Consider the following 23983-nt stretch of genomic DNA (forward strand, 5'->3'; position numbering starts at 1 on the left):
TTTCCCAAGGTTTAGCGGACGGACAGGGACTTTACGTACCGTCCAGGAACAGCCGGCTCGCCGGATTGTCCGTCTCGTCGACATAGGGATAGCCCAGGCCGGCGAGCGCCGCGGTCAGGGCGTCCTGTTCGGCGGGCGGCACGGAAATCCCCGCCAGAACCCGGCCGACATCGTCGCCGTGATTGCGATAGTGGAACAGGGTCAGGGCCCAGGCCGGCTTCAGGCTGTTGAGGAAGCGCAGGAATGCGCCGGGCCGCTCGGGGAACTCGAAACGCAGGATTCGTTCGTGGGGCAGGCCGGTGACGCGGCCGCCGACCATGTGGCGGACATGCAGCTTGGCGGTCTCGTTGTCGCTCATGTCCTCGACCGAATAGCCGTCGGAGCGCAGGGCGGCGATCAGATCGTCCTTCTCGTGCGGCCCCTGTTTGATCGCGACGCCGACGAAGATGTGGGCGCGGCCTTCGCCCGACCAGCGGTAGTTGAACTCGGTCACCGACCGGCCGTCGAGCGCACTGAGGAAGCGGCTGTAGACGGCGCGGTCGTCGGCCATGGCGACAGCCAGCAGGGCCTCGGTCCCCTCGCCGATCTCGGCCCGTTCGGCGATGTGCCGCAACCTGTCGAAATTGACGTTGGAGCCCGAGTTGATGGCGATCAGGGCGCCGTCTCCGGCCGTCTCCGGGTGGGCGGCGGCCCAGGCCTTGAGCCCTGCCAGCGCCAGGGCGCCCGAGGGCTCGGCCACGGCCCGGCTGTCGTCGAAGATGTCCTTGATGGCGGCGCAGATGGCGTCGTTGTCGACGGTGACGATCTCGTCCAGCAAATCCCTGCAAAGGCGGAACGTCTGATCGCCGGCACGACGCACCGCAACGCCGTCGCAGAACAGGCCGACCTGATCGAGGGTCACCACCTCACCCGCTTCGACGGCGGCCTTCATCGAGGCGGCGTCGACGGGCTCGACGCCGATGACCCGGGTGCCGGGACGCAGGAATTTGACGATCGCGGCGACCCCGGCGGCCAGACCGCCACCGCCGATCGGCACGAAGATCGCGGCGATGGGCTCCGAATGCTGGCGGGTGATTTCCAGCCCGACCGTGCCCTGGCCGGCAATGACGTCGGGATCGTCGAAGGGGTGGATGAAGACGGCGCCGGTCGCGGTTGCGCGTCGGGTCGCCTCGGCGAAGGCCTCGTCGAACGCGTCGCCATGCAGGACCACGTCGCCGCCCAGAGCGCGCACGGCCGCCACCTTGATGGGCGGGGTGGTGACCGGCATGACGATGGTCGCAACCGCCCCGCGCTTGCGGGCCGAAAAGGCGACGCCCTGGGCGTGGTTGCCCGCCGAGGCGCAGATGACGCCGCACGCCAGCTGCTCCGCCGTCAGGGTCGCGATCTTGTTGTAGGCGCCCCGGATCTTGAACGAGAAGATCGGCTGAAGGTCCTCGCGCTTTTGCAGCACCGGCCGACCCAGGCGCACGGCGAGGCGCGGCAGGGGGTCGAGCGGGGTCTCGATCGCCACGTCATAGACGCGGGCGGTGAGGATGCGGCGGAGAGTTTCTTGCATGATGAGGCGTCAGGCGGGCGAAGCAGGGAGGAAGTCACCTCTGCAATAGACATTTGAGACAGAATGTCCCCCAAAATCGTCCTGATGCCCCGGCCCGCCGGGCGTGTGCGCATGGCCTTGAGGGCGTGCGATTTGACCGCCCGGCCTCTTGCATCCCTTCGTCACAGGCCTATCTTGTCCGGACTTATGCTAATATTGAGCATAAGGGTGAGGCGACCGAGATCGCCGAGGAGAAGACGTCGATGGCGCATGCCGTTTTGTCGCCGGAACTGGCCGCCGAAACCGCTCCCGTCTGGGAGAAGGTGAAAGAGTTCGTCACCCCGATGGAATGGCCTGCACAGGCCCGGCTGATCCACGAGATCAATCTGCTCAAGAAGGAGCGGGACGCCGTCATCCTCGCCCACAACTATATGACGCCGGACATCTTCCACGGCGTCGGCGACTATGTCGGCGACAGCCTGGGGCTGGCCAAGGAGGCCGCGAAGTCCAAGGCGAAGGTGATCGTCCAGGCGGGCGTGCACTTCATGGCCGAGACCTCGAAGATCCTGTCGCCTGAGAAGACCGTGCTGATCCCCGACCTGAAGGCGGGCTGCTCGCTGGCCGAGGCGATCACGGGCGCCGACGTGCGGCTGATCAAGCAGAAATACCCGGGCCTGCCGGTCGTCACCTATGTGAACACCACGGCCGATGTGAAGGCCGAGACCGACATCTGCTGCACCTCGGCCAACGCCGTCCAGGTGGTGGAATGGGCGGCGAAGGAGTGGGGCGTCGATCGCGTCATCCTGATCCCCGACGAGTTCCTGGCGCGCAACGTTGCGGCCCAGACGACGGTCGGCATCATCGCGTGGAAGGGCCGCTGCATCGTGCACGAGCGGTTCACGGGGGCCGACATCGCCGAGATGCGCGAGGCCTATCCCGGTGCCCAGATCCTGGCCCACCCGGAATGTCCGGAGGACGTCCTTGCGTCCGCCGACTTCGCTGGATCCACGGCGGCGATGACCGACTATGTGATGTCGAAAAAGCCGAAACAGGTCGTGCTGATCACCGAATGTTCGATGGCCGCCAACATCAAGGGCGACGTGCCCGAGGTGAACTTCATCGGCCCGTGCAACATGTGCCCCTATATGAAGCGGATCACGCTCGAGAACATCCGCGACAGTCTTCGCGACATGACCTTCGAGGTCACCGTGCCGGAAGAGATGATCGCGAAGGCCGTGCTCGCCGTGCAGCGGATGATCGACCTGCCGCCGCCCGCGACCCCGGCCCGCTACGACCTGGTCAAGGCGAAGCATCACGTCGCGGTGGAGCTGATCTGATGCATTACGTGGCGAGTGTCGCTCGAATGAAAGTCGGAGCGGTCGTCCTTCTCCCCGCGGGGGAGAAGGTGGCTCGCGAAGCGAGACGGATGAGGGGGCTGTTTGCTTGGCTCCCATCGCCGAAGGCGGGTCCGCGCTTGGCTGCCCCCTCATCCGTCAGCCTGCGGCTGCCACCTTCTCCCCCTAGGGGAGAAGGATCGTGACGGACGGCCCCTGGGGCGCGCGCGACGGATCGGTTCCGCCTTCGCCCGCCCGGACGACGACGGCCGTCCCGCCCTCCAGCCCCGGCGCCCCGGTCATCGACAAGGGCCAGAGCCTGCCCTGGGCCATCGCCTCGACGGTCCTGCTCGGCGGCTTCCTCTGGGTCATGAGCGGCAGCTGGGTCGTCGCGGTCGCCGCCCTGTTCGGCCTGTTCGTACATGAGTACGGCCATGTGCTGGCGATGAACCGGCTCGGCATGGGACCGGCGAAAATCTACATCATCCCCTTTCTCGGCGGTCTCGCGCGGGGCCAGCGCAATCCCGAAAGCGAATGGCACGGGGTGCTGGTGTCCCTGGCGGGACCGGCGTTCGGCCTTCTGGCCCTGATCCCCGTCGTCGGCCTGTGGTTCGCGACGGGCGATGACGCCTGGATGATGGGCGCCTTCTTCATCGCCATGATCAATCTGGTGAACCTCGCACCCGCGCCGCCGCTGGACGGATCCAAGGCGCTGGGCCCCGTGCTCGCCCGCATCGATCCGATGATCGAGAAGGCCGCCCTGATCGCCATGGGCGGACTGGCCGTCTGGTGGGGCCTCTCGACGGGCCGTTTCATCCTCGCCGTCTTTCTTGCGATCGCCGTGCTCGGCTCGCTGAGGCGCGGTGCCTGGCGGCCGGGCGAGAAGACGCTGACCTGGCCCGAAGCGGGCAAGTCGCTGGTCCTGTTCCTGTTGACCGGTGCCCTGTGCGTCGTGGCCGCCATCGGCGTCCTGCTGCCGCTGGCGGATGGGTCGCCCCAGGGTGCCCTGGACATCGCCGCGCGCTTCATCGGATTCGATCGATGAGCCGGATGCATCACCAGGGCCCGCTGATCGTCGGCGGAGGCCTGGCCGGGCTTTCGGCCGCCCTGTCGGCGGCTCCTGCCCCTGTGATCGTGATCAGCCCGGCTCCCCTGCTGCAGGCCGCCTCCAGCGCCTGGGCCCAGGGCGGGGTGGCGGCGGCCTTGTCCAAGACCGACAACCCGGCCCTGCACCTGAAGGATACCGAGGCGGCGGGCGCGGGTCTGGTCGACCATCACGCGGCCGAGGTCCTGACCGACGAGGGCAAGGCTACCGTCGAATGGCTGGCCTCGCTCGGCGCACCGTTCGACCGGGACGCCGCCGGAGACTTCTCCGTCAGTCTTGAGGCGGCCCATTCGATGGCGCGTGTGGCGCGCGTCGGCGGCGACGGCGCAGGTCGGGCGATCCTGTCGGCGCTGGTCGCGTCCGTGCGGGCGGCGCCTCACATCACCGTGTGGGAGGATGCACGTCTGCGCGGCCTGATCCAGGACGGAACCGGTCGCGTGCGCGGTGCCGTGATCGAGCATCCGAGCGGCCGTATCGTCGAGGTTCTGGCTCCGGCGGTGGTGCTGGCGACCGGCGGGGCGGGCGGCCTCTTCGGCGCGACGACGACCCCGGTGGCGCTCAAGGGCGAGGGCATGGCCCTGGCCTGGGCGGCGGGGGCGGAAATCCTCGACCCGGAGTTCGTGCAGTTCCACCCTACGGCCATCGATGTCGGGCTCGACCCCATGCCCTTGGCGACCGAGGCCCTCCGGGGCGAGGGCGCCCGGCTGATCGACAGGGACGGGGTCTTCCTGCTGGGCGAGGCCGACGATGCCGACCTGAAGCCGCGCGACGTGGTGGCGCGGGCGGTGCATGCGGCGCGGGCGGCGGGACGCGGCGCCTTCCTCGATGCGCGTTCGGCGATCGGAGAGCATTTCCCGACCGAATTCCCGGCGGTGTTCGCGGCCTGTATGCGGGCCGGTCTGGACCCGCGCCTGACCCCGATTCCGGTGGCGGCGGCGGCCCATTATCACATGGGCGGGATCGCGGCCGATCCGGACGGACGGACCTCGCTCGCAGGCCTCTACGCCGTCGGCGAATGCGCGGCGACCGGGGTTCACGGCGCCAACCGTCTGGCGTCCAACTCCCTGCTCGAGGCCGCGGCCTTCGGTCGGCGGACCGGCCGCGAGGCGGCCGCACAGGCTTCGATCAAGGGACCGGTGGTCGTCGGCCGGGTCGTCGCCGACCTGCCCGGGGCGGCCCATGCCGAACTGCGCGCGGCGATGAGCGAGGATGCAGGCGTGGTGCGGGATGGAGCGGGCCTGACGCGGCTGGTCGCCCTGATCGACCGACTGGAGGCGGCCCACGGCGCGCCACCGGCCCTGGTCGCCGCGCGGCTGATCGCCGAGGCGGCCCTGGCCCGGCATGAGAGCCGGGGCGGTCACTACCGGTCGGACTTTCCGGAGACGGCGGCTGCGCCGGTGCACACGCGGATCCGGCGCGACATCCTTCAGACGGCGGCGGCATGAGCGGACTTCCCGACACCCTGATCCTGCCCGTGATCCGTATGGCCCTGGCCGAGGATCTGGGCCGCGCGGGCGATGTGACGGCCGCCGCCTGCATTCCCGAGGGGGCGCGGATGCGGGCGAGGTTCGCAGCGAGAAAGCCGGGCGTGCTGGCCGGCATCGACTGCGTCCGTCTGACGGTCCTGGAGATGGACCCCAGGGCCTCGATCGATCTGCGCCTGAAGGATGGCGAGGCTTTCGAGGCGGGCGCCGTCCTGGCCGAGATCGAGGCCGACGCCCGCGCCTTCCTGTCGGCCGAGCGGACGGCGCTGAACCTGCTGGGCCGGATGTGCGGCATCGCTACCCTGACCCGGACCTATGTCGAGGCGGTCGCCGGCACCGGCGCGCGGATCGCCGACACCCGCAAGACCACGCCGGGGCTCCGCGCGCTCGAAAAACATGCCGTGCGCTGCGGCGGCGGGCTCAATCATCGCTTCGGCCTGGATGACGCCATCCTGATCAAGGACAATCACGTCGTCGTCTGCGGCGGGGTGGTCGAGGCGGTGACAGCGGCGAGGGCCGGGGCCGGCCACCTGATGAAGATCGAGCTCGAGGTCGACGGTCTGGCCCAGTTCGATCAGGCCCTGGCCCTGGTCGCAGAAGGGCAGGGACCGGACGTCATCATGCTCGACAATTTCGACAATGCCGAACTGGCCGAGGCGGTGACGCGTCGGCGCGACGGCGGGCATCGTGTGGTTCTGGAGGCGTCCGGCGGGGTCGGTCTGACGACCGTCCGAGGCATCGCCGCGACCGGGGTGGACGTCATCTCGGTCGGTGCCCTGACCCATTCGGCGCCGGTTCTGGACATCGGCCTCGACGCCTTCTGAGGAACAGGCCGGGCGCGGAGGGGTTTTCTTCGCGGATCAGAAGGAAATTTCCATGGCCAGGACCCCCACGGTTCCCGAGGAACAACGCAGCTTCGCCGGCCACGATCGGACCTCGGTCGAGGATGCGGGGCTGGTGGTCCGTCGCGAGGTCGGAACAGGCGTGCAGACGGCTCGACCCGGTGACGTGCACGGCAATCCCGGGGCGCAGGTACAGTTCGGGAATCTCAACAGGAACCTGACCGCGGTCCGCTACGTGCTGGAACGCGGAGGTGCCTGATCAGGCCTGGGGTGCGCTGACGGCCGCGGAGTCCGCGGCGGCCGGCTGGGCCGGGGCGGAGGCCGGCGTCGCCAGAGGGGCAGGCGCGGCGGCGGTGGCGGGAGCCTCGGTCGATTCCGTCGCCTGGGACCCGGACGCGGTCTCCTGGGCCAGCAGGGCGGTGTAGGCGATGGCCTGACCGGCCTGGCGCACGGTCTCCGCCGGATCGATCCCGGCATAGACGGTACGCTGGATGTCCGAGCCGGTCGAGCCGCGCGCGGCGTAGCTGAAGGCGTTGGACGACCCGGCGCGGCCGCCGAAGCGATAGAAGATGTGGCTGCCGACCTGGCTGACGCGCAGCAGACTGTTGCGCCACGAGGGAGAGACGCCCGTCGTATGGAAGAAGGTGGCGTTGCCGACGCCCGCGAACACCGCGCCCGACAGGGCTGCGGAGGCGACGCTGCGCGCCCGGTTCCAGGCGGCGCGGTTGACCGGTGCGCGCATCGAACCGTCGCAGGTGAAACTGAACTGGCAGCCGACGCGGCGGCCCGATCCCTGGAAGACGACGCCGCAGACGCTGCGCGGGAAGGCGGGGTGGCGGGCGCGGTTCAGGACGACCTGGACCACGGCGCGCATGCCGTCCGAACCCTCGCCCCGCGCCTCGTAATAGGCGGCCTGGGTCAGGCATTCGAGATCGCGTGAGGCGTCCAGCGCGTTGCTGATGTGGAACGGACGGGCGGCGGCCGAAATGTCGGTCAGGCTGGCGCGGCGCAGGTCGGCGCGGGCGTTGTCGGGGCGCAGCTGCTCGAGGCGCGCGGTCATCAACTCGGCCTGGCGATCGCGCTGGGCGCCGCCGGCGACGGTATAGGGATCGTGGCGGCGGGCGATGGCCAGGGCGCTGGCGTCCAGACCGCCCGCAGCGGCCGCGAGCGCCTCCTCGGTGAAGCCGGCGGCCGTGGCGCCTTCGAGACGTTCGGCCTGGGCGCGGACGGTCGTCGCACGCGCGACGGTTCCCCCCAGATAGGCGCAGCCGATTCCCAACCCCACGAGCGCGCCGAACGCCGCTGCCGCCTGTATCGGCCTGATCCTGGCCGCACGGTCGGCATGCGATGTCGCACGCTGTTGCGAGGATTGGAACAACGGCGTCGTCCTATTCAGCAGGGCGGAAAAGTCGCCCCCGGGTCGTCTGCAGAACCGGGCGACAAACACTGTCGCGAACCGGTTTGCGAATCGGAGGTCGGTGAACGCCTGACCGCCGAAGGATGGGCCTTAAGCCATCCGTTTATGGCCTCAATGTGTTTGATTCGCAAGATGTCGCTGCAGCGCAGCAATTGCGGCTGGATTTCAGGTTTCATACAGATGACGGCCGCCCCAATTGGGCATACGGCGAGCCACTTTGAGCCGAATGCCGTATCGGTTTGCACAAGCGAGACTTGAGGAAGGCCTGAGGTCGCCGAGGCATGCTCATCCAGAAAGGTTCTATTGTATTCGCGCCTCGCTGTGGCCGATGCTGATCTGTGGCGCCGACCCGTCGCGGAACACAGCCGGCCCGGCGGCGTTGAGGCGTGACCTCAACCGGATCAGGATCCATCCCATGCGCCGTTCCATCGTCACGACCACAACCCTCGCCGCCATCGCCCTGGGTGCGACGACCCTTTCGGCCTGTGGTCACACCACCGAACAGCGCGCGGCGACCGGCGCCATCGCCGGAGCTGTTGTGGCCGGGCCGGTCGGCGCGGCCGTGGGCGGTGCAGCCGGCGCCGCTCGCCCGGATTGATCCGCGCGATCTGGGGGCGAAAGGTTTCGACGCCTGTATGCGGGATCGCCTGGCGGGTGCGTCCCGGCGACGACGGTCGGCCCAAGAACGACCTCGTTCGTCGAATAAGGGCCCTCCGCGCTTGATTTACGGCTCCGTTTCGGCTTTGCCGACGCCCGGACGCCGTAGCGATCCCCGCCCTCGCCCCTGGCGACGGGCCCACCCCTCGAAGGACGACCGACCGACCGCATGAGAGATCTGAAACAGACCGGCTTCAACGACCGCATCAGCGCCCAGCAGGAGGCCAAGAAGGCCCTGCTGGCCAAGTTCAAGCCCAAGGCCGCCGCGCCTGATCCCGAGTTCGACAAGCTGGCGGAGAAGCGCGCAGCTGAAAAGGAGGCCCTCCGCCTCCAGCACGAAGCCGCCAAGGCCGAAGAGCGGCGCATCAAGGCCGAGCGCGACGAAGCCCGTCGTGCCGCCGAACGCGAGACCGAGGAGGCCATGGAGGCCGAGAAGCGCGCCGCCCGCAAGGAGCGCAAGCAGCTTACCAAGGAAGAGCAGAAGGCTGCCCGCGACGCCCGCTACGCCGCCCGCAAGGCGCGCAAATAGGCGTCAGGCGCCCGCCGCTTCGAAGAGACCGTTCGGCCCGTCGCGATCCCGCGGCGGGCCGAAGTCGTTAGCGGGCGACCGTTATCAGAAGATCGCCCAGCGCCTCACGCAGCTGTTCGCCGGAGTAGGGTTTGCGCAGGAACGGCCACGGCGCGTCGGCGAGAGCCAGATCGACGTCTTCGCCCGCATAGCCTGACGTCAGGATGATCGACATCTGCGGCCAGCGCGTCGCGCAGGCGCGGGCCAATTCGATCCCGGTCATGCCGCCGGGCATGACGATGTCGCTGAGCATGACGTCGAAGCGGCGCTGCTCAAGGAAGGCCAGGGCCTGGGCCGCGGTCTCTGCGGTCTCGACCTGCAGACCCATGCCCCGGAGCTGTTCCATGGCGATGGTGGCGACGGCCATGTCGTCCTCGACCAGCAACAGGGTCTGGCCGGCCTTCACGGAGCCCGGGACTCGGCGCTGGCCCGCATCCGGCGCAGTGTCCTCGCTGGGAGCCGGCGGGAGATAGACGCGGATCTCCGTCCCCGCGCCCACGGTCGAACTGATCTTCACGCCACCGCCGCTCTGCCGCGCGAATCCGTAGACCTGGCTGAGGCCCAGGCCGGTGCCCTTGCCGACGGCCTTGGTCGTGAAGAAGGGTTCGAACACCCGCTGCATGGTCTCGGCGTTCATTCCGGCCCCCGTATCGGCGACCGTCACACAGACATAGTCGCCGGGGGCCAGTTCGACGACCTCGCCGGCCTCGACTTCGCAGGCCTGGGTCTGGACGGTGATCCGGGCTCCCTCCGTCTGGCCCCGCTCGGCCACGGCATCGCGGGCGTTGACGATGAGATTCAGCAGGGCCGCCTCGAACTGGGCCGGGTCGACAATGACCCGGGCGCCGCCGCGACGGAGTTTGAGCTTGTAGGCGACCGCCTCTCCGACGGCGCGACGCAACAGGGGGTCGCTCTCACGGATGAGGGCGTTGATGTCGACGGCCTCGGGGCGCAGGGCCTGACGCCTCGAGAAAGCGAGAAGTTGGTGGGTCAGCCGCTCGCCGCGCCGCGCGGCGGACAGGGCGGCCTCGCCCAGCTTCTGGCGGCGCCCGGCATCCTCCGGCGACTTCAGGATCAGATCCAGGGCGCCGATGACCACGGTCAGCAGGTTGTTGAAATCGTGCGCTACCCCGCCGGTCAGCCGGCCCACCGCCTCCATCCGCTGCGCGTGCATCAGGTCCGCCTCGGCCCTGGCCTTTTCCGCCAGGGCGTCGCCGACACGGTCTTCCAACAGCTCGTTGATCCGCTTCAGATCGTGCTCGACCCGGCGGGCATCGGTGACGTCGAAGGCCACGCCCACGAAACCGACCACCTCGCCGCCCGGACCGAAGCGCGGACGCGAGAAGGACTTCAGCCATCGATACTCGTTGTCCTGGCGCAGGAAGCGGCCCTCGAGCGAGAACGGCTCTCCGGTCGCCTTGGAGGCGATTGACTTGCGAACCAGCATGTCATGATCGTCGGCATGGATATAGCTGCGCCAGTCGGCGGTGCGAACGCTCTCATAGTCACCGCCCATGAACTCGACGTAGGCCTGGTTGACGAAGGCGCGGCTGTGATCCTGTTTCGTCACCCAGATCAGCACCGGGGCGGTGTCGGCGATGTCGCGGAAGCGGGCCTCGCTCTCCAGGACCTCGGCCTGGGCGCGGGTTCGCTCGACCTCGGACCAGGCGCGGTCGGCCACGTCCTCGATCAGGCTGACTTCTGCGCTCGTCCAGGTCCGGGGTCGCGTGCTGTTGACGTGGAGAAACGCCCGCACGATGCCCGAACGGATCATGGGAACAGTGACGAACGAAGCGACCTGAACCGCCTCGAAAGCGGTCGCCGCCGCCCGGGTGCGGGGGTCCAGGGCGACGTCGTGAACCACGATCGTCTTGCCTTCCGTCAGTTCGCGATCCACCTCGCCGCCGAAGTTCCGGATCCGATGGGCTCCTTCCAGACTGCCGGCGCCTTCGGTCCAGTCGCGCGCGATCTCGAAGACATCCCGGTTCCGCCGCAGTTCTCCGTGACCGACCCGGTTCACCCCCAGCATCCGTCCCAGCACGCTCTGGACGTGGTCCATGATCGCCTCGGGATCGTTCAGCTCGCGGACACCGTCGGACAACTCCAGCAGAAAGCGCTGGCGGCGTTCCTGCTCAGCCAGGGCGTCCAGGGCCTCGCGGGTCGTGGTGACGTCGAACGACAGGCCGACATAGCCCTGGAACACCCCCTCGCCATCGAACCGGGGGTTCACCGACACCCGCATCCAGCGCCAGACACCGTCGTGGCGCAGGAACCGGCATTCGAAGCCGTAGGGCAGGAAACGGGGTCGCGCTTCCTCCTGGGTGGCGTTGACCTCGGCGAGGTCGTCAGAGTGGATCGAGGCCTTCCAGACGTGGCCCATGCAGGTCTCGCGGGGCTTGCCGTAGAACTCGACCAGGGCGGCGTTGACGAACTCCACCTCGCCCTCGGCATTGGTCAGCCAGACGGGGGAGGGCGCCGTGTCGGCCATCAGTCGGAAGCGGGCCTCGCTTTCGCGCAAGGCGGACTCGGCGACCTTGGCGTCGGTGATGTCCACGGTGACGGCGATGTAGCCGGACTGGGCGCCGTCATCGTCGCGCAGCGCCCGAAGGCTGGTCAGAGCCCAGACCACCGTGCCGTCCGGGCGAATATAGCGTTTCTCCAGCTGACCGCCGTCGCCGCCGGCCAGGACATCGGACAACAGGTCGATCGTCGGCTGGATGTCGTCGGGATGGCTGACGCCGCGCGTCGTCAGTCCGACGACGGAGGCCTGGGTCTGGCCCAGGAGTTCGGCGAAGCGGGCGTTGGCGCTGATCACGGCACCGTCCATTCCGACCTTGACGATGCCTGCCGCCGCCTGGTCGACCATGGCGCTCAGTTCGGCCTCGTTTCGCCGCAGCGCGTCCTGCGAAATCTCGAGCGCCGCGACCGTCTCTTCGAGCCGGGCGAGACTCTTGCGGAGGGAGGCGGCCACGATGGTTACGAAGCCGCCCACGATGATGAAATTGACCGTGGCGACCCGGCCTGCGGGGGTGGCGACGCCGAACCCGAAGGCTGCCGGCCCGGCGATGACCCAGCCTCCCAGAAGGCAGGCCGCGGTCGCAACGACGCCCGCGACCCGCCCGCCGGTAAGGGCCGCCAGGATCACCGCCGGCAACAGAATGATGAATCCCGTGACCTCGCCATAAAAGCCCTGGCCGGCCCAGCGCACGAACAGTCCGGCGGCGGCGAAGGCCAGTCCGGTCAAGGCGTTTCGCCACCACGGTCGCTTCGGCGCGCGCGCAAGCCGGGCCAGGACAATATCCGGCTCCAGCATACGACCGACCAACGCACTGAATCCCAATCAACAACCCCCGGCTCGCGCTGGCGCGAAAAACGGCAACGCTTTTCCGTGTCTTGCGTTCCAGAAACGGCATGCCCGATGTGACGGAGGGCAGGCCTTGGCGATGGAGGCTGGAACGCCTACCTGCCAGACGAATAGAGACTGTCGCCAAAGGAGCAAGCATGACCGCAACAATCCACACCGGCCTGACCAGCGCGGAGCGCAGCGAGGTGGCGCAGGAGCTGTCCAAGGTCCTGGCGGACAGCTTCGCCGTCTATCTGAAGACGCATGGCTATCACTGGAACGTCCGGGGTCCCGAGTTCTTCACTCTGCATAATCTGCTGGAACAGCAGTACCGCGACATCTGGGCGGCGCTGGACGAGATCGCGGAGCGGATCCGCGCCCTGGGCGAGTTCGCGCCCCAGGCCCATTCCACCTTTGCGAATCTGACGTCGATCAAGGACGGCGATCCGGACAAGGATGCGCCGGCCATGCTCAACGAACTGATGAAGGATCACGAGACCCTGATCGCCACCTGCCGCACAGCCCTCAAGGCGGCGGACGAGGAGGGCGACGACGTCTCGGTTGATCTTCTCACCCAGCGTCTGGCGGCGCATGAGAAGTTCGCCTGGATGCTGCGTTCGACTCTCGGCGGCCGCTGATCCGCCTCACCGAACCGTAATCCGTGGCCTGAAAAGCGCCGTGTTGCGGGACCAGAGACCCTGCTACACGGCGTTTCGGCGTCGATAGCCCGGATAAGAATGACGCGTTTCTCGATCACGTCCGTCGACTGGCACAGGGTGAAGACCCTGGCCCGCCGCTATGCCGCAGCGGCCCCTGCGGCGGTGGCGGCGCTCGGCGTGGCGATGGCGGCGAGCTCGACGGTGCGTCCTGCCGGAGATCGCACGGCCGAGGCCGTGGCGCGCGTCACCCAGGGCGACCTGTCCACGCGCGGTCTCGCGGCTCTCAGCGCGCGGATGGACCCGGCCCAGCTGGCGCTGGCGATCCGCTTCGATCCCAACGAGCGACGCGCCGCCCTGCTGGGGCTCACCCCCGGCTGGGAGAGCCTGACCCTCGCCGGACGGCCGACACTGGAACTGGGCGTCAACGGGCTGGATGCGCAGAAGCGCAACGCCGCCATGCCCGCCGCGATCGGCGCGCTCCGTCCCGCCGCGCCCTTCGTCCTGAACGCCGCGACCCCGGCCGATCGCGCCCGGGCGCTGCGCTGCCTGACTCAGGGCGTCTATTACGAAGCGGCGCTGGAAAGCACCGAGGGTCAGGAAGCGGTCGCCCAGGTGATCCTGAACCGGGTCCGCGATCCCAACTATCCCAACACAGTGTGCGGCGTCGTTTTCGAAGGCGCCGAGCGGACCACGGGCTGCCAGTTCAGCTTCACCTGCGACGGCGCCCTGTCCCAGGCGCCGGTCGGCTGGGCCTGGAACCGCGCCCGGATCGTGGCCGAGCGGGCTCTGTCCGGATACGTCGCGACCAGGGTCGGCACCGCGACCCACTATCACGCCGACTACGTCCACCCCTGGTGGGCGCCGACCCTCGGCAAGATCACCCAGATCGGGGCCCATATCTTCTACCGCTGGAAGGGGCTGGCCGGGGAGACCGCCGCCTTCAAACAGACCTATGCCGGACGTGAGCCGACCATCGACGAAGCGCGCTTCGCGCGCCCGCGCATGATCACGGCCTCCGCAGCCACGGGCGAGGCCGGACCTGACGACGCCACCGTCCTGGCCGAGGGCGGGATGAACCTTCGCACCGTCGAGATCAACGGCCAGACCCGGGTGGTGGGCGTGGCCAGCCTGGGCGGACGTCGTCAGGCGACGGCGGCTGATATCGCGGCCATCAACGCCCGCCTCCAGGCCTTCGAGGCCCCGGCGATCGCCGCCCCGACACCTGCCGCCGCTCCGGCGGGCGTTACGGTCATGGACGTCGAAGAGGTCGGCCGGCCGGCCAACTGAAGCCCCGCTCATTCGCGCGTGCAACGCCGGTCGCCATTGCGCATTTACATTGCGCACCGGGCACACGGCCCCGCCTGGAGTTCCGTTTGACCGCCGCAGCCCTGCCCTGGAATGAAGCCGAGAGGCTCGGCGCGCTGCGATCCTACGGAATCCTCGATACGGAGCCGGAGCAGGCCTTCGAGGATATCGTCCAGCTGGCCGCCAGGATCTGCGATGCGCCGATCGCGGTCGTCAATCTGATCGACGAGGGCCGGCAGTGGTTCAAGGCAGAGACCGGCCTCGGCGTCCGGGAGACCCCGCTCGATAGCTCATTCTGCGCCCATGCCCTGCTGCGGGACGACGGCATGGTCATTCCGGACGCAACCCGCGACAGCCGGTTCGACGGCAACCCGCTGGTCGCCGGCGACACGGGTCTCCGGTTCTATGCAGGCCGGCTCCTGAAGAGCCCTGACGGTCATGCGCTTGGGACGCTGTGCGTCCTCGACACCCGGGCCCGTCCCGAGGGGTTGACGCCGATCCAGGCCGAGACCCTCGAGGTTCTGGCCGGGCAGGTCATGGCGCAGCTGGAGCTGCGGCGCGCCATCCGCGAGCGCGAAGAAGGCGTTCACGCCTTGGCCGACAGCGAGGCCAAGTTCCGCGCCATCGCCGATTCCATGCCCCAGATGGTCTGGTCGACCCTGCCCGACGGATTTCACGACTACTATAACGCCCGCTGGTACGAGTTCACCGGCGTGCCGGTCGGCTCGACCGACGGCGAGGGCTGGAACGGCATGTTCCATCCCGATGATCAGGCGCGGGCCCGCGAGGTCTGGAACCATTCGCTGGAGACCGGCGACCTCTACGAGATCGAGTACCGACTGCGTCGCGCGGACGGCGTCTATCGCTGGGCCCTGGGCCGCGCGACGCCGATCCGGAACGAGGTCGGTGAGATCATTCGCTGGTTCGGCACCTGCACCGATATCGAGGAGCTGAAGCGGTCGGAGGAGGGCAAGGACCTGCTCAGCCAGGAACTGAGTCACCGGATCAAGAACATCTTCGCCGTGGTTTCGTCCCTGATCGCCCTGTCCGCGCGCGAGCACCCGGAGGCCAGGGCCTTCGCCGGAAGCGTGCGCGACCGGATCAACGCCCTTGCCCGCGCTCACGAGTTCGTCCGGCCCCATTCAGAGGTCTCCCGGCCGTTGATCAGCGATACGACCCTGCACGCCTTCCTGAACGCCCTGTTCAAACCCTATGTCGACGCGGCGGGCGGGTCGCGCGTCCTCATCGAGGGCGACGACGCGACCTTCGACGACCAGGCGGCAACCTCGGTCGCCCTGCTGTTCCACGAACTGGCGACCAACGCCGCCAAATACGGCGCCCTGTCGGTTCCGGGCGGTCAGGTCCTGTTGCGCACCTGCAATGAGGGCGACCGGTTCACCCTGACCTGGACCGAGCAAGACGGCCCGCCCGTTCCCGAAAGACCTGGCCGGCAAGGGTTCGGAACGGCGCTGGCGACCTTGTCGGTCGAAGGTCAGTTGGGCGGAAAGCTGGAACGAAGGTGGGCGCCGGGGGGGTTGGTTCTGAAGGCGGATCTCCCCGCTACGGCGCTTTCGCGGCGACGCGCCGCATTGAAAAAGAAATGAACCGGACGGAAGCCACTGCGTTCGAAAGGTCCGGTAACCGACACACAAGGCCATGACTGCGCGTATCCTGATCATCGAAGACGAGGCGCTCGTCGCCATGGAACTCCGCTTCGTGCTGGAGGACCTGGGTCACGAGGTCGTGGCGACCGCCGCGGACGCCAGGTCGGCGCGCTCCGCCGCGTCAGAGAACGATGTCGACCTGGCCCTGGTCGACATTCACCTGTCCGACGGTCCTACCGGGATCGACCTGGGCCGTGAGCTGGGCCAGGAGATGGGCGTCACCGTCCTGTTCATGACGGCCAATCCCGGCATGCTTCGCGAGGGTGTGGCCGGGACCATCGGCGTGCTGTCAAAGCCGACCGACGAACGCGCGGTCCAGACCGCGGTCGACTACGCCCTCCGCCGCCGCGCCGGCCGCCCGGTCGAATACGCGCCCCCGGAACTCCAGCTCTTCGGCTAGCAGGTCCGGATTTCACCAGACCCCGATCTTCTCCGCCTCGCGGTGACTGATCGGGTGGTGCGCCTTGGCGTGATCTTCCTCGGCGAGGAACCGTACGGCCTCCAGGGCAGCCATACAGCCCATCCCGGCCGCCGTGACGGCCTGTCGGTAGACGTCGTCGGTGACGTCGCCGGCGGCGTAGCAGCCTTCGACATTGGTCGAGGTCGTGCCGGGCTTCACCACCAGATAGCCACCCTGTTTGGTTTCCAGCTGGCCCTTGAAGAGTTCTGACGACGGCGCGTGGCCGATGGCGATGAAGACGCCGTCCGCCTGGACCTCCTGCGTCGCTCCCGTCTTGGCGTGCTTCAGCCGAACGCCGGTGACGTTGGAGGCGATGCCGTCCGACTGGCCCAGAATCTCGTCGACCGCATGGTCCCAGATCACCTCGACCTTCGGATTGGCGAACAGACGGTCCTGCAGGATCTTTTCGGCGCGGAACTCGTCCTTCCTGTGGACGACCGTCACCTTGGCGGCGAAATTGGTCAGGAACAGCGCCTCCTCGACCGCCGTGTTCCCCCCGCCGACGACGATCACGTTCTTGCCGCGATAGAAGAAGCCGTCGCAGGTCGCACAGGCCGAGACGCCGAAGCCCTGGTATTTCTGCTCGCTCTCCAGCCCCAGCCATTTGGCCTGGGCGCCGGTGGAGATGATGACCGTCTCGGCCAGCAGCTCGGTCCCGCTGTCGAGCTTCAGTCGGAACGGGCGCTGCGACAGGTCGCAGGACACGACGATATCCTCGATCACCTCGGTCCCGACGTGCAGGGCCTGGGCCTTCATCTGCTCCATCAGCCAGGGCCCCTGGATGGCCTCGGCGAAGCCCGGATAGTTCTCCACGTCGGTGGTGATGGTCAGCTGGCCGCCCGGCTGGATGCCGGCGATCACCGCCGGGTTCAGGTTGGCCCGGGCCGCATAGATGGCGGCGGTCCAGCCGGCGGGGCCGGAGCCGATGATGGCGACGCGGATCGTTCTCGGAGTGCTCATAGGTGCTATCTAGTCGTTGATTCCGCCCTGTGCGATGTCAGGCACGACGGAAATCGTGGAAGGATGCGACATGGCTACCCAACCGGGACGGAGTTTCATCGGCATAGGGCTCGCTTTGGGCGTGGCGATCGGCGCGGGCCTGGGCGTCGCCCTGGGAAACCTGGCGCTCGGGATCGGTCTCGGGATCGCCCTTGGCTTCGCCGTCGGCGCTGCGGCGGACGCCGGCGGCAAGGCGAAGCGGAAGGGCGACGGCGACGGGGGCTCCGTCATGATCGCCGGCGACGGCGGCGGCCGTTCGAAGGACAATGACGGATCTGACAACGACGGCGGGTCAGACGGCGGCGGGGACGGTGGAGGCGGCGGCGGGGACTGACGCCTGGCGGCCCATCGCCTTGAGGACTTCGCGCGCGGCGCGCTCTGTCTCCGCGAGCGGTGAATAGGTCCAGGTCTCCAGCGATCCGTCGAACGGTCGGGCCGCTCCACGGGCGACGAGATCGGCATGCAGCCGGGCGAACTTTCCGGGCGGCTTCAGGGCGACCATGGGCAGGACGTGCACCGGCTTGCCGGTGGAGGCGGCCTCGGCCGCCATATTGGCGCTGTCCTCGGTGACGAGGACGTGGTCGGCCGCGTGCAGGAAGGCGAACAGCGGGTTCGGCCCCTCGCCGTCCCAGAGCCAGCCGGGCAGGGCCTGAAGCCTTTCAGTCATCACCGCCTTCGCCGGCTCGGGCGTGCGTCGCGAGAAGGTCAGCATCAACGAGCCGCCGGAGGTCCGAACGGCCTGCGCAATCCTGTCGGCCAGCAGGCCGGCATGATCCGGGGTCAGGTCAAAGGCCTTCGACCGCCCTCCGATCAGGACAGCGACACGCGGATGGGGCAGGGGGTCCAGCCGCCCGGCGAAGGCGGGCGCGGCCTCGGCCAGGATCTGCGACGTGATCCGGTGCGGCGATCCCGTGATCGAGACGACATTGGCGCCGGTCAGCCCGTCATGGGCCGGGGCCACCACCCTGTCGAACAGCGCGGGATCGAGCCGCGGGTCCTGGGTCTGGACGACAAAGGTTCTCCCGCCGCTCAGCCGCCGTGCGGCCAGCGACAGGGGCAGGGTCGCACGCCCCGTCGCGATCCACAGATCCGGCCAGGTCTCACCGTCGGCGGGGAAGGGCGCTTCTGACGCCAGCATCCACTGCGCCTTCAGTCCGACCGGCAGCCAGTCGAACGACGGCCGCCACTTCACGCGCCGGATGTCGATGATGGACGGAGTCAGGCGCGCGACTGCCCCGGCGAGACCGAGCGCCTGATTTTCCATGCCGGTGCGACCGTCCGAGACGACCGCGATACGAAGAGGGCCTGGCCCTACTTCCACTCGACCTTGAGGATTTCGTAGGCCTTGACGCCGCCGGGAGTGTTCACCTCGACGGTATCGCCGACGGCCTTGGAGATCATGGCGCGGGCGATGGGCGAGGAGATGGAGATCTTGCCCTGCTTCACGTCGGCCTCATGTTCGCCGACGATCTGATAGCGACCTTCTTCCTCGGTGTCCTCGTCCACCACGGTGACCGTGGCGCCGAACTTGACCTGGTCGCCGCTGAGCTTGGTCACGTCGATGACCTGGGCGCGGCTGATCTTGTCCTCGATCTCGGCGATCGAGCCTTCGATCCAGCCCTGGCGTTCCTTGGCGGCGTGATACTCGGCGTTTTCCGACAGATCGCCGTGTTCGCGGGCCTCTGAAATCGCCGCGATGACGCTGGGACGTTCCACCGATTTCAATTGCTTAAGCTGATCGTCGAGGGAGCGGTAACCCTCGGCCGTCATCGGCACTTTTTCCATGTGGTCGTGATTTTCTGACTTGTCGCCCGGTAAACCGGAGAGGGGACTTAAGAGAAACTCTGGCGAATACGCTGGTCGCTGGGCGCGCGCGACCGGCCGAAGATGCTAGGGCGCCCGGCGCGGAAACTCAAGGTCCGACCGGGAACAGGCCCGCCGGATCAACCTGCAGGAGGTCGCACGGCTGGGTGACGACCGTGCGACAGCCGACGATCGAGCATCGTCCTGGCCAGACCGTAGACGATCCAGGCGATCAGCAGGGCCCCGATCAGGGCGAACAGCAGGGACGCCAACATCGCGCCCGCCGCCATGAAGGCCAGGAGGAAGGCGATGGCCGCGCCGAGGCCGGCCGCGATCTGGATGTTCTTCAATTGCATGGCCGATGAACGCACTCAGCCCCGGCCGGTTGCGATGCCGACGATGCGTCAGGCGTAGGCGTAGGGGCCGCCCCGCTCCAGCGCCTGCTGATAGGCCGGCCGCGCGTGGATCGTCTGCAGGAAGGCCTTCAGCTTCGGCTTGTCCGGCCCGTAGGGGGCGCGGCTGGCTCCGGCCTCCAGCGGGAAGCTCATCATGATGTCGGCGGCCGAGAAGGCGTCGCCGGCGAACCAGGCCGATTTCGACAACTCGCCTTCCCAATAGGCGGTGTGGGCCGCGATCTGGGGATCGATGAAGCTCGTCTGCGCCTTGTTCGAGATCGCCTTGACCAGAGGCCGCACCAGGCCCGGCGACCGGGTCGGAAGGGCGCCGAACACCAGTTTCAGCAACAGGGGCGTCATCGCAGACCCCTCGGCATAGTGGAGCCAGTAGGTGAAGCGCCGCCCGGCCGCTGTCCCCGCCGTCGGCTTCAGCCCGTGCCCCGGATAGGTCTCCAGCAGATAGTCCATGATCGCCCCGGTCTCCGCGACGATGATGTCTCCGTCCTGGATCACCGGCGACTTGCCGAGCGGATGGATGGCGCGCAGCTCGGGCGGGGCCAGCATCGTGTCGGCGTTCCGCTCGTAACGCTTCACCTCATAGTCGAGGCCCATCTCCTCCAGCAGCCACAGCACGCGCTGCGAGCGGGAGTTGTTCAGGTGGTGGACGATGATCATTGCGGCTCTCCCCTAGGTTTGGCACATCCTAGCGGTGTTGACGCCGGGGAGGGCAAGCCCGGCGTCAACGCGTGCATCTACTCGCGCGGGGCGGCCCAGTCCGATCCCCGGAACACGCCGACATACTGGACATAGGAGTCGATCGGGGCGTTGGGTTCATCCAGCGCGAAACGCTGGACCGACGACTGGATGTTCATGAAGTCGCCGCCGGCCAGCGGAGAGCCGGCTGCGCGCGGGTTGAACAGGGTGATCTGCCCCGGCTCACTGGCCGCCTTCAGGGTCGCGGCTCCCTGGACCATCACATAGGGGCCGTCGATGTTGAGCATGTTGAGCCGCATCCGTTGCACGCCCTGCGGCGTCGGTGCGGGGATCTGTACCCAGCTTTCCAGCGACAGGACGATAATGCTGCTCATCGCCCGGGCGGCGGGCAGGTCTGAGGCCTTCACCCGCGCGGCGAACGAGCGGGCACCATTCACGCCCGACTGCATGATATGGAACAGGCCCCACAGCCCATAGGCGGGCCGGTCGCCGAGCTCGCCTGAGGTTACCGCTCGGCTGTAGGTGTTGAAGATCGTCGCCTCGCGTCCAGCCTTGGCGCGCAGGTCGCCGAGCACGCCGGACAGGCGCGCGGTCTCGGGCGTCTGCGTGGTCAGGGAGGCGACGGCCGCCAGGGCCATATCGGCCAGGGGCTCCGGATTGGCCCGGTCTGCCGCCGCCGCGACGAGCATCTCCGCGTCGGCCGTCCCGCCCTTCTCCTGGATCCACTGCGCGAACAGCGGCCAGTCCTGGATCGCGTCGATGCCCAGAATCCGCACCCGCCGTTCGGCTGGCAGAGTCAGGTTCAGCGCCCGGATGCCACGCACCTTGGCCTCGAAGGCGGTATTGCCCCACTGGGCACCGCTGCCGGACCAGTAGTCGAACACTCGGTCCAGAACTGCCTCGTCACCGGTCTCAAGATATTGGTTCAGCATCGCGCCCTGAACTGGATCGACCTCGGCCAGATAGTCGGTCAGGCCGGCACGGGCGTTGAGAAGGGTCAGCAGCTCCAGGTCCAGTACCTGGGGGGCCGCGACCCCATGGCTCTCGCCGAGCAGGATCAGTTTCTGCTGATAGAACTCGGCCGGGAAGTCGAACGACAGCCCGCCGGTCACCGGTCCGTCAGCCACGACATTGGCCCGCAACCACTCGACCTTGGCCGGATCGGCGCGGTCGACCAGCGCCTCGGCGGGCAACGGTGGCGGCATCTGCGCCATGGCCGACGACGCGCAGAGCATCACGGCCACGGCCACGCCTGCGAGAATCGAACTCTTGATCATGGGAACCCCCGATACGACACCTGCGTCGTATGATGGAGAGGCGACCAGGGCCTGAGTTGGACGCAGCGCGGCAGGTTAAATTTCTGTAGGATACCGTGAACCCGCTCCGGCTTGCCGACCGGCAAACCTGGGTCCGCCCCTCGATAGCCGAAGGCCGCCGCTGGCGGCGGCCTTACGGGCCAGGACCATGGACACCGCGTCGAGGTGGGCAGGCGTTGCGGCCTGCAAAGGGCAGCGGTTGACCGAGATTGAAACCCGGCCCGCTTTCGCCCACACCGGGTCCATGACCACGCCCGAACCCCGCCTGACGTCGCTGGCCCACGGAGGCGGCTGCGGCTGCAAGCTGTCGCCGGGCGTCCTGCGCGACATTCTGTCGAAGACGCCCCGGGCCGCCGCCTTCGCCAACCTCATGGTCGGGACCGAGACCAGCGATGACGCGGCCGTCTGGCGGCTGAACGACCAGCAGGCCCTGGTAGCGACGACGGACTTCTTCATGCCGGTGGTCGACGACCCGTTCGACTTCGGCCGGATCGCGGCGACCAACGCCCTGTCCGACGTCTATGCCATGGGCGGGCGACCGATCTTCGCCCTGGCCCTGGTCGGGATGCCGGTGAACGTCCTGTCGACGGAGACCATCGGCCGTATCCTGGCGGGCGGCGCGAGCGTCTGCGCCGAGGCCGGCATCCCTGTCGCGGGGGGGCATTCGATCGACAGCGTCGAGCCGATCTACGGGCTTGTGGCGCTCGGCCTCGTCCATCCCGACCGGGTGCTGACCAATCGCGGCGCCCAGGTCGGCGACGTGCTGATCCTGACCAAGGGGCTCGGCGTCGGCGTCCTCTCGGCGGCGCTCAAGCAGGAGCGTCTGGACGCGGGCGGCTACGCCGTCCTGATCGCCTCGACCACGAAGCTGAACACCGTCGGCGCCGATCTGGCCGGGACGGAGGATGTCCACGCCATGACCGACGTGACCGGCTTCGGGCTTCTGGGGCATGGGCTGGAGATGGCGCGGGGCTCCGGTCTGGCGGTGGAGCTCGACGCGGGGGCCGCGCCCCTGCTGGAGGGAGTCGAAGCCCTCGCCCGCGACGGCGTCCGCACCGGCGCCTCCGGCCGCAACTGGGCCTCGTACGGGGAGGCGATCACCCTTCCGGCCGGGTTCGACGACTGGCGTCGGGACCTCCTGACCGACCCCCAGACCTCGGGCGGCCTGCTCGTCGCCGTCGCGGCCGGGGCCGCCGACGCCGTGCTGGCGACGATCCGGGCGGCGGGCTTCGACCAGGCCGCCGTCGTCGGTCGGGTCGTCGAGGGCGCCGGGGTGCGGGTCGTTTGATCCGGCGCACGACCGATCTGTCGGCCGCAGCGCGCGTCGGGTTCGACGCCATCATCGACGTCCGCAGCCCCGCCGAGTTCGCCGAGGATCACATCCCCGGCGCGATCAACCTGCCGGTCCTCGACAATGACGAACGCGCCGAGATCGGCACGATCTATGTCCAGTCGTCCAAATTCCTCGCCCGCCGCATCGGCGCTGCCAAGGTGGCGCGGAACATCGCCGCCCATCTCGACGGCGCCCTGAAGGATCGCGACGGAAGCTTCCGCCCCCTGGTCCACTGCTGGCGCGGCGGCCAGAGGTCGGGGGCGATGGTCGCGGTCATGGACCAGATCGGCTGGCCGGTGACCCTGCTCGACGGCGGCTACATGACCTGGCGTCGCAAGGTCCAGACGACCCTCTACGGCGAGGCGGCCTGGTCGGTCGTCCTGCTCGACGGCGGTACCGGGTCCGGCAAGACGGCCCTGCTCCCCCGTCTCGCGGAGCGGGGCGTGCAGACGATCGACCTTGAAGGCCTGGCCGGCCATCGCGGCTCCCTGTTCGGCGCGACCGGCCAGGCCCAGCCGTCCCAGAAATGGTTCGAGAGCCGCCTCTACGAAGCGCTCGAAGGCCTCGATCGGACCCGGCCCGTGGTGGTCGAGGCCGAGTCCAGCCGCATCGGCGCCCGCACCGTGCCGCCCGCGCTCTGGTCCGCCATGGGCCGCGCTTCCGTCGTCGAACTGTCGGCCCCGGTCGAGGCGCGCGCCGCCTTCTCCGCCCGGGTCTACGCCGACATCGCCGCCGACGTCGCGGCGCTGGAGACTGCCCTCGGCCGCCTGCCGCCGCACCATTCAAAGGAGACGGTCGCCGGCTGGAAGGCCATGGCCCATGAAGGCCGCACGGTCGACCTCGCCGCCGCCCTGATCGCGGAACACTATGACCCCGCCTACCGCCGCATGTCCGCCCGCCGCGACCGGCCGGTGATCGGGCGGGTGGAGATGACCGCGGTGTCGGACGCGGAACTCGACCGCGCGGCGGATCTCATTTCTGACACCCTCTCCCGGCGGGAGAGGGCTTGAGCGCACGGCGGCGATAGCCGTCGTTCTCGCGCGAAAGGGTG

General features: G+C 68.6%; 23 protein-coding genes. 14 read left to right on the forward strand and 9 right to left on the reverse strand.

The window, feature by feature from the left end; all coding sequences use genetic code 11:
• Positions 1-31: 31 nt before the first annotated feature.
• Positions 32-1555, reverse strand: a complete 1524-nt coding sequence (ilvA, locus tag Q0044_RS16745) for a threonine ammonia-lyase, biosynthetic (RefSeq protein ID WP_298163652.1) — start codon at positions 1553-1555, stop codon at positions 32-34.
• Between the two features lie 242 nt (positions 1556-1797).
• Here ilvA and nadA point away from each other — a divergent pair, with 242 nt between their 5' ends.
• From nadA to Q0044_RS16770, 5 genes are all read left to right on the forward strand, one after another.
• The gene (gene nadA / locus Q0044_RS16750) at positions 1798-2871 is read left to right on the forward strand and encodes a quinolinate synthase NadA (protein ID WP_298163653.1); all 1074 of its coding nucleotides are present in this window, start codon (positions 1798-1800) and stop codon (positions 2869-2871) included.
• Positions 2872-3070: 199 nt separating this feature from the next.
• A complete protein-coding gene (locus Q0044_RS16755; protein ID WP_298163654.1) occupies positions 3071-3913 on the forward strand; it encodes a metalloprotease in 843 nt (280 codons plus the stop codon).
• Positions 3910-5418: an L-aspartate oxidase gene (locus tag Q0044_RS16760; protein WP_298163655.1), complete on the forward strand. Its 1509-nt coding sequence runs from the start codon at positions 3910-3912 to the stop codon at positions 5416-5418. Before Q0044_RS16755 ends, Q0044_RS16760 begins: the two co-directional genes overlap by 4 nt.
• The gene (gene nadC, locus Q0044_RS16765) at positions 5415-6281 is read left to right on the forward strand and encodes a carboxylating nicotinate-nucleotide diphosphorylase (RefSeq protein ID WP_298163656.1); all 867 of its coding nucleotides are present in this window, start codon (positions 5415-5417) and stop codon (positions 6279-6281) included. Before Q0044_RS16760 ends, nadC begins: the two co-directional genes overlap by 4 nt.
• Positions 6282-6333: 52 nt before the next feature.
• Positions 6334-6558: a hypothetical protein gene (locus Q0044_RS16770; protein ID WP_298163657.1), complete on the forward strand. Its 225-nt coding sequence runs from the start codon at positions 6334-6336 to the stop codon at positions 6556-6558.
• Here Q0044_RS16770 and Q0044_RS16775 read toward each other — a convergent pair whose 3' ends face one another.
• Positions 6559-7584 carry a cell wall hydrolase gene (locus Q0044_RS16775; RefSeq protein ID WP_298163659.1) on the reverse strand — a complete coding sequence of 342 codons (1026 nt, stop codon included), beginning with the start codon at positions 7582-7584 and terminating at the stop codon, positions 6559-6561. It abuts the gene before it with no gap.
• A gap of 547 nt (positions 7585-8131) precedes the next feature.
• Here Q0044_RS16775 and Q0044_RS16780 point away from each other — a divergent pair.
• Both Q0044_RS16780 and Q0044_RS16785 read left to right on the forward strand, forming a co-directional pair.
• Positions 8132-8314, forward strand: a complete 183-nt coding sequence (locus tag Q0044_RS16780) for a hypothetical protein (protein ID WP_298163660.1) — start codon at positions 8132-8134, stop codon at positions 8312-8314.
• A 228-nt stretch (positions 8315-8542) separates the two neighbouring features.
• A complete protein-coding gene (locus Q0044_RS16785) occupies positions 8543-8902 on the forward strand; it encodes a DUF6481 family protein (protein WP_298163661.1) in 360 nt (119 codons plus the stop codon).
• Positions 8903-8969: 67 nt separating this feature from the next.
• Here the strand turns inward: Q0044_RS16785 and Q0044_RS16790 are convergent, their stop codons facing one another.
• Entirely contained in the window at positions 8970-12185 is a 3216-nt protein-coding gene (locus Q0044_RS16790) for a PAS domain S-box protein (RefSeq protein ID WP_298163663.1), read from the reverse strand.
• 257 nt (positions 12186-12442) lie between these two features.
• Between Q0044_RS16790 and Q0044_RS16795 the strand changes: the two genes are divergently transcribed.
• The 4 genes from Q0044_RS16795 (at position 12443) to Q0044_RS16810 (ending at position 16312) form a co-directional block, all read left to right on the forward strand.
• On the forward strand, positions 12443-12922 hold the full coding sequence (locus Q0044_RS16795; protein ID WP_298163664.1) for a Dps family protein: 480 nt from the start codon (positions 12443-12445) through the stop codon (positions 12920-12922).
• Positions 12923-13021: 99 nt separating this feature from the next.
• Complete coding sequence (locus Q0044_RS16800) at positions 13022-14230, forward strand: cell wall hydrolase (protein ID WP_298163665.1); 1209 nt, start codon at positions 13022-13024, stop codon at positions 14228-14230.
• An 86-nt stretch (positions 14231-14316) separates the two neighbouring features.
• A complete protein-coding gene (locus Q0044_RS16805) occupies positions 14317-15852 on the forward strand; it encodes a sensor histidine kinase (protein ID WP_298163666.1) in 1536 nt (511 codons plus the stop codon).
• 52 nt (positions 15853-15904) lie between these two features.
• Positions 15905-16312: a response regulator gene (locus Q0044_RS16810; protein WP_298163667.1), complete on the forward strand. Its 408-nt coding sequence runs from the start codon at positions 15905-15907 to the stop codon at positions 16310-16312.
• A gap of 12 nt (positions 16313-16324) precedes the next feature.
• Here the strand turns inward: Q0044_RS16810 and trxB are convergent, their stop codons facing one another.
• Positions 16325-17332, reverse strand: a complete 1008-nt coding sequence (gene trxB / locus Q0044_RS16815) for a thioredoxin-disulfide reductase (RefSeq protein WP_298163668.1) — start codon at positions 17330-17332, stop codon at positions 16325-16327.
• 70 nt (positions 17333-17402) lie between these two features.
• On the opposite strand from trxB, the gene Q0044_RS16820 reads away from it, so the two are divergent.
• A complete protein-coding gene (locus tag Q0044_RS16820; RefSeq protein WP_298163669.1) occupies positions 17403-17705 on the forward strand; it encodes a glycine zipper domain-containing protein in 303 nt (100 codons plus the stop codon).
• On the opposite strand, the gene Q0044_RS16825 is transcribed toward Q0044_RS16820, so the two are convergent.
• From Q0044_RS16825 to Q0044_RS16845, 5 genes are all read right to left on the reverse strand, one after another.
• Positions 17664-18635, reverse strand: coding sequence for a mitochondrial fission ELM1 family protein (locus Q0044_RS16825; RefSeq protein ID WP_298163670.1), 972 nt, complete (start codon positions 18633-18635; stop codon positions 17664-17666). The genes Q0044_RS16820 and Q0044_RS16825 overlap by 42 nt on opposite strands.
• 47 nt (positions 18636-18682) lie before the next feature.
• On the reverse strand, positions 18683-19156 hold the full coding sequence (gene greA / locus Q0044_RS16830; RefSeq protein WP_298163671.1) for a transcription elongation factor GreA: 474 nt from the start codon (positions 19154-19156) through the stop codon (positions 18683-18685).
• A gap of 158 nt (positions 19157-19314) precedes the next feature.
• Positions 19315-19530 carry a hypothetical protein gene (locus Q0044_RS16835; RefSeq protein WP_298163672.1) on the reverse strand — a complete coding sequence of 72 codons (216 nt, stop codon included), beginning with the start codon at positions 19528-19530 and terminating at the stop codon, positions 19315-19317.
• Positions 19531-19578: 48 nt separating this feature from the next.
• Positions 19579-20244 carry a glutathione S-transferase family protein gene (locus Q0044_RS16840; RefSeq protein ID WP_298163673.1) on the reverse strand — a complete coding sequence of 222 codons (666 nt, stop codon included), beginning with the start codon at positions 20242-20244 and terminating at the stop codon, positions 19579-19581.
• Between the two features lie 77 nt (positions 20245-20321).
• A complete protein-coding gene (locus Q0044_RS16845) occupies positions 20322-21560 on the reverse strand; it encodes a TraB/GumN family protein (RefSeq protein ID WP_298163674.1) in 1239 nt (412 codons plus the stop codon).
• Positions 21561-21798: 238 nt separating this feature from the next.
• On the opposite strand from Q0044_RS16845, the gene selD reads away from it, so the two are divergent.
• Together selD and mnmH are read left to right on the forward strand one after the other, a co-directional pair.
• The gene (selD, locus tag Q0044_RS16850) at positions 21799-22887 is read left to right on the forward strand and encodes a selenide, water dikinase SelD (protein WP_298163675.1); all 1089 of its coding nucleotides are present in this window, start codon (positions 21799-21801) and stop codon (positions 22885-22887) included.
• Positions 22884-23942, forward strand: coding sequence for a tRNA 2-selenouridine(34) synthase MnmH (mnmH, locus tag Q0044_RS16855; RefSeq protein ID WP_298163676.1), 1059 nt, complete (start codon positions 22884-22886; stop codon positions 23940-23942). The genes selD and mnmH overlap by 4 nt, the downstream gene beginning before the upstream one ends.
• Positions 23943-23983 lie beyond the last annotated feature (41 nt).

This window comes from Brevundimonas sp., assembly GCF_027484365.1.
Lineage (GTDB): Bacteria > Pseudomonadota > Alphaproteobacteria > Caulobacterales > Caulobacteraceae > Brevundimonas.

What these genes read in the sequence shown, in the direction of transcription:
- ilvA (WP_298163652.1), bottom strand. Translation starts at nt 1,555, where the DNA reads ATGCAAGAAACTCTCCGCCGCATCCTCACCGCCCGCGTCTATGACGTG.
- Q0044_RS16840 (WP_298163673.1), bottom strand. Translation starts at nt 20,244, where the DNA reads ATGATCATCGTCCACCACCTGAACAACTCCCGCTCGCAGCGCGTGCTG.
- trxB (WP_298163668.1), bottom strand. Translation starts at nt 17,332, where the DNA reads ATGAGCACTCCGAGAACGATCCGCGTCGCCATCATCGGCTCCGGCCCC.
- greA (WP_298163671.1), bottom strand. Translation starts at nt 19,156, where the DNA reads ATGGAAAAAGTGCCGATGACGGCCGAGGGTTACCGCTCCCTCGACGAT.
- Q0044_RS16760 (WP_298163655.1), top strand. Translation starts at nt 3,910, where the DNA reads ATGAGCCGGATGCATCACCAGGGCCCGCTGATCGTCGGCGGAGGCCTG.
- Q0044_RS16770 (WP_298163657.1), top strand. Translation starts at nt 6,334, where the DNA reads ATGGCCAGGACCCCCACGGTTCCCGAGGAACAACGCAGCTTCGCCGGC.
- Q0044_RS16795 (WP_298163664.1), top strand. Translation starts at nt 12,443, where the DNA reads ATGACCGCAACAATCCACACCGGCCTGACCAGCGCGGAGCGCAGCGAG.
- nadC (WP_298163656.1), top strand. Translation starts at nt 5,415, where the DNA reads ATGAGCGGACTTCCCGACACCCTGATCCTGCCCGTGATCCGTATGGCC.
- Q0044_RS16785 (WP_298163661.1), top strand. Translation starts at nt 8,543, where the DNA reads ATGAGAGATCTGAAACAGACCGGCTTCAACGACCGCATCAGCGCCCAG.
- Q0044_RS16835 (WP_298163672.1), bottom strand. Translation starts at nt 19,530, where the DNA reads ATGCAATTGAAGAACATCCAGATCGCGGCCGGCCTCGGCGCGGCCATC.
- Q0044_RS16820 (WP_298163669.1), top strand. Translation starts at nt 17,403, where the DNA reads ATGGCTACCCAACCGGGACGGAGTTTCATCGGCATAGGGCTCGCTTTG.
- nadA (WP_298163653.1), top strand. Translation starts at nt 1,798, where the DNA reads ATGGCGCATGCCGTTTTGTCGCCGGAACTGGCCGCCGAAACCGCTCCC.
- Q0044_RS16780 (WP_298163660.1), top strand. Translation starts at nt 8,132, where the DNA reads ATGCGCCGTTCCATCGTCACGACCACAACCCTCGCCGCCATCGCCCTG.
- Q0044_RS16810 (WP_298163667.1), top strand. Translation starts at nt 15,905, where the DNA reads ATGACTGCGCGTATCCTGATCATCGAAGACGAGGCGCTCGTCGCCATG.
- Q0044_RS16845 (WP_298163674.1), bottom strand. Translation starts at nt 21,560, where the DNA reads ATGATCAAGAGTTCGATTCTCGCAGGCGTGGCCGTGGCCGTGATGCTC.
- Q0044_RS16825 (WP_298163670.1), bottom strand. Translation starts at nt 18,635, where the DNA reads ATGGAAAATCAGGCGCTCGGTCTCGCCGGGGCAGTCGCGCGCCTGACT.
- Q0044_RS16800 (WP_298163665.1), top strand. Translation starts at nt 13,022, where the DNA reads ATGACGCGTTTCTCGATCACGTCCGTCGACTGGCACAGGGTGAAGACC.